The following is a 4,268-nucleotide window of genomic DNA, read 5'->3' as shown; positions in this document are numbered from 1 at the left end:
CTAACCAGTACATATCCTTACATGATTAATGTCTTATTTTATCCTATACAATCAAAACAATAAAAAAAAAATTTTTTTTTATTGTTCCTCTTTGGCGCAAAATTTTGTACAACACGCATATACAGTACATGCATGGTGAAAGTTTAATTTTTACCTTTTTTTATTCATAAGTTTGATTATATCATCAAATAATCAATTGGTTTAACATGCATATATGCTTAATCAAATGATAAAATGGTAATCAAAATTTTATAAATTTGTCATTTTTTCATAAAGCACACAAAGAAAAAAATTTTTTTTACGAATTTTGTGATAAAATCATGGCTAGCGAAGAAATTGAAGCTCAGAAAGATCCTATTAAAATTCTAATTTCTTCAGAAACGGAGGATGATGATACAAAAAAACATATGGAAGCGATTAATAATACAAAAGAACATACGAAATCAACGATCAATGAACATAGAAATTCAATTGATAGTATTATTGTTCCTCAATACATGAACGAAGAATATGACTCAATTCACGATACTTATGTTGTTACTTATAGTAAAAAGGATAATTCAATTCTTGGATGGTCTGTCAAAATTAAAGAGAATATACAACAAAAATGTGGATTGTATTTCGAGCTTGATCGAGATTACGATATTGTATCATTTAAATTATATAAAAAATTTTTGTTATTCCATTATAACGATAAGAATAGTGATAACAAATCAAATTATCGTAAGTAATTATTTTGATATAAAATATGAAATAAGCAAGCAAAATGTCTTATGTAATTAACTAATTAATAACTTGTATTGTTAGGTATAGTTGATTTAAATGACAAGGGTCAATTTCTTCAACTAGAATATGCAGAAAGACTTTTTATCAGAGAAAATTCAGTGGGATTTCGTCCTGTTGATTCTGATGATCATTTGATTGTAGTATCATTAAACAATGAAGGATTAAAAAAAGATTACAACATTTACATGTACTCTTTTAGTGATAAGCCGCCAACAACAAATCAAACTACAAATCAAACTCGTTGGAAGCATTCCCAAATTTATAATATAGAAATTACTAAAAGTTTAAATGAAGATATTTTTGATTATTGTTTTGTATATCAAACAAAGTTATTTCTTTTTAATGGATTTCAATCGATGACTCAATGGAATTTATCGACAATGACCTTTGAGACGCAATACTTATTTAACATATTTGATTATGTCTTGCGTAGTTATCCATCTAATATAGTAATAAACACAGATCAAACATTAATTGCATTAAATATTGATGACAGAGTTAATATATTTTCAATGGGAAATGGAATGTGGATTTCAAGATATGGTTAGTATTAATTTACATTATTTTATTATATAACATTTTAAATAATTTGTTTTTTCGTTTAATGTAGAAGACATAGAAGTTGTGAAAGATTTAGAATATCCAATGGAATTTGTAACTTTAGAGGATGGTTCTGAAGGATTGATTATTATTAATAAATCCTTTGATAATAAATTATCATACAAATTTCTAGATCCTTTTCTTCCCTCTGATACAATTGATATTACTAAGGATATCAATGACAGTAAAAAAATTATTATAACTAAATCCAACAGAAAATTTTCAATTATTGAAAATAATGTTTGGACTGCAGACGGTTTGAATAAAGATACATTTCAACAAATATTAAACAAGACTATCTACCATAGTAATATTTATACTTTATCTATTTTCAAAAAGATAGAAAATATGCTTAATGATATGATTAAAAGTGACACAAGTCACACAACAAATAACAATAAAGTGACTATATTAGCAGATGGAACAATATTTCGCTTTATTCTTAAAGTGAAGGATTCTGGTCGTGCTAGACTTTTTGGAGAATGTTTGCAAAATAATGAATGGAAAAAAACTCAGAACAGTGTTTCTTTTAAATATAAAATATTTTCATACAAAAAATTAGATAATCAGGATTTGGCTTTAATTACTAGAAAAGGAATCTTAATTTATACAATAACTGAAGATTTCTTAGGACTTCGATACTTTTGGAACAATGAAGATTGGAATGAAAAATTCGGGTTTGAAGATAATATTACTGATTTTGATAATTACTGTAAACCTTTTATTAAAGAAATTTTAGACGATAAATTTAAATTATCATTACCATCACCAAATTTTAAAACTATATTTGAAAAGATTAAAAAAGAACAATACAGGAAACACAAGAATACAGAATATAAGAAATATGAGAAATACTTTTTAAGTATTATAAATAATCCAGTAGAATTTTCAAAATTTGGATTAGAAATGTTAGAAATAGCAACTAATGAGAAAGATGGTAGTTTTATTTTTATCATTCAATCAATTGTTGATAAAATCATTGAATTAATTGATGATTCAGAAAATTACAATTACATATCATTTCTGCCTTTTATTAGTTTAAATTTATCTAAATTGTGTAATCCTTATTATTCTAATTTAGTAATGAAATATCTCTCACATACATCTATTATATTAGATCCCACTTATTCATCTACTAAATCTTCAACGAATACTTCACTTTATACATATTCAAAAGATATTTATATTAAAAGATCATCAAGTAATAACGATAATAATTGTTTAAAAAGTTTATCATTATTAAAAAGCTTATCATTACTTTATAAAGAATTAGCTTCCAAGTTAAAAATACAAGAAAAAACTCCAACAATTAGTTTTATTGTTCCTTTTCCACAAATTTACAAATATCTTGATGATAATGACATTTGGAAAGAAATTTTATATAAACAAAATGATAACTCTTGGAATGAAATTTTACATAAACAAAAATCTATTCTTTTTTGTAATATAGATACCAATAATTTTTATAAGTGGTGGAATTTTGCTGCCATTATAGATTTTAAATGGAAAGTTTTTGGAAGAACATATTATTATTTAAATTGGTATTTTTATACTAATTATTTTTTTTGCTTTGCATTGGCTTCTATATCTTCTGGTATTTTTATCAGCAATAATATACTTTTTGTACTTTCAATTTTATTTGGTTTTATATATTTAATTGTTAAAATTCGACAATGTTTATAGAAGCCACAAATTTATTTTAGCGATCCATGGAATTTATTTGGTAAGTAATTGGTACACTATTTTATACACTAATTTTTATTTTTTATTTACAAAAAATGAATTGATAATTTTATTATTTATAGATGTAGGAACATATCTTTCATCTATTATAGTGTCTATATATTGGTTCAATTTTTATGATGATGACAAAATTAAAGAAATTGGAGCAGTTACTAATTTATTATTTTATTTGAAATTTCTATTATTTTTCCGAGTAATTCAATCATTTGGAATTTATTTTTCCATAATTATTGGTGTTGCCAAAAAAGTTTTTCCATTCTTAGTAGTCTTATTTTTTATTTTACTTGGATTTGCTCATGCATTTTTTATTGTTTTAAGAACACTTAGTTTTTCGTTGGATAAACCAGTATTTAATGATGATCCAAATAATCCATGGAATCTTGCTAATCGATATATCTTTATTGATCAAAATGGAGCGCAATTAGACGATAGGATATTAATCTAACGGCCTGATGAAAACACAAATGTGTTTGTTTCATTTGATTCTTCACTTTATGCAATGTATTCGATTTTTTTGGGTAGTAATTTATTATTTTAATCATTTTTTTTTTGATATAAAAATTAATTTAATAATTTTTTTTTTAAAAAAAAAAAAACAATAGGTGATTACAAATCACTGGAAAACTTTATCCTTCCTACAGTAATGACAGTTTTATTCGTTTTACTTACATTTATACTAATTTATCTTATGAACTTATTTATTGGATTACTAAATTTGGCAATTAATGATTATAACAAATATGAAGAATTTTTACTTCAAAAAGCAAAGGTATTTTACTTTATTATAATTATAAATTTATAAATGTTAAATTTATTAGGGTTGTTTTATATTGATAATTTTAATTAAAATTTTATTAATTATTTTAAAAAGATTATTACAGAAATTGAATTATTTTTTATGTTCTCTTATCAAAGAAATAACAGAAAATGGTTTTCAGAATTGATGTGAGTATGCTAATAATATCAAATATTCTAATTATTTCTTTTGTATATTCTAATTATAATTTATTTTAGATATTATGATATTCCTATTAATGATGTTCGTAAATTAATTAATGCAGTTGATAATAAGAAAACTGTATTCGATCATCCTATATTTATCAGTAAAAGATTAAGAAAATTATTGGGAATTCCAGAAC

2 protein-coding genes are annotated in these 4,268 nt (G+C 23.3%); both read left to right on the top strand.

The genetic code is table 11. The features are described from left to right. The first annotated feature begins 257 nt into the window (after positions 1–257). Complete coding sequence (locus DMG62_00580) at positions 258–731, top strand: hypothetical protein (protein ID PYY24947.1); 474 nt, start codon at positions 258–260, stop codon at positions 729–731. A gap of 700 nt (positions 732–1,431) precedes the next feature. Then, the gene (locus tag DMG62_00575; GenBank protein ID PYY24946.1) at positions 1,432–3,069 is read left to right on the top strand and encodes a hypothetical protein; all 1,638 of its coding nucleotides are present in this window, start codon (positions 1,432–1,434) and stop codon (positions 3,067–3,069) included. Positions 3,070–4,268 lie beyond the last annotated feature (1,199 nt).

Source organism: Acidobacteriota bacterium (genome assembly GCA_003225175.1).
In the GTDB taxonomy this organism is placed as follows: domain Bacteria; phylum Acidobacteriota; class Terriglobia; order Terriglobales; family Acidobacteriaceae; genus Gp1-AA112.
Note: the sequence above shows the minus strand (reverse complement) of the source record. Positions and strands in the feature narration are given on the sequence as shown.

Coding starts and splice junctions, on each gene's coding strand:
- DMG62_00575 (PYY24946.1), top strand. CDS start 1,432: ATGGAATTTGTAACTTTAGAGGATGGTTCTGAAGGATTGATTATTATT.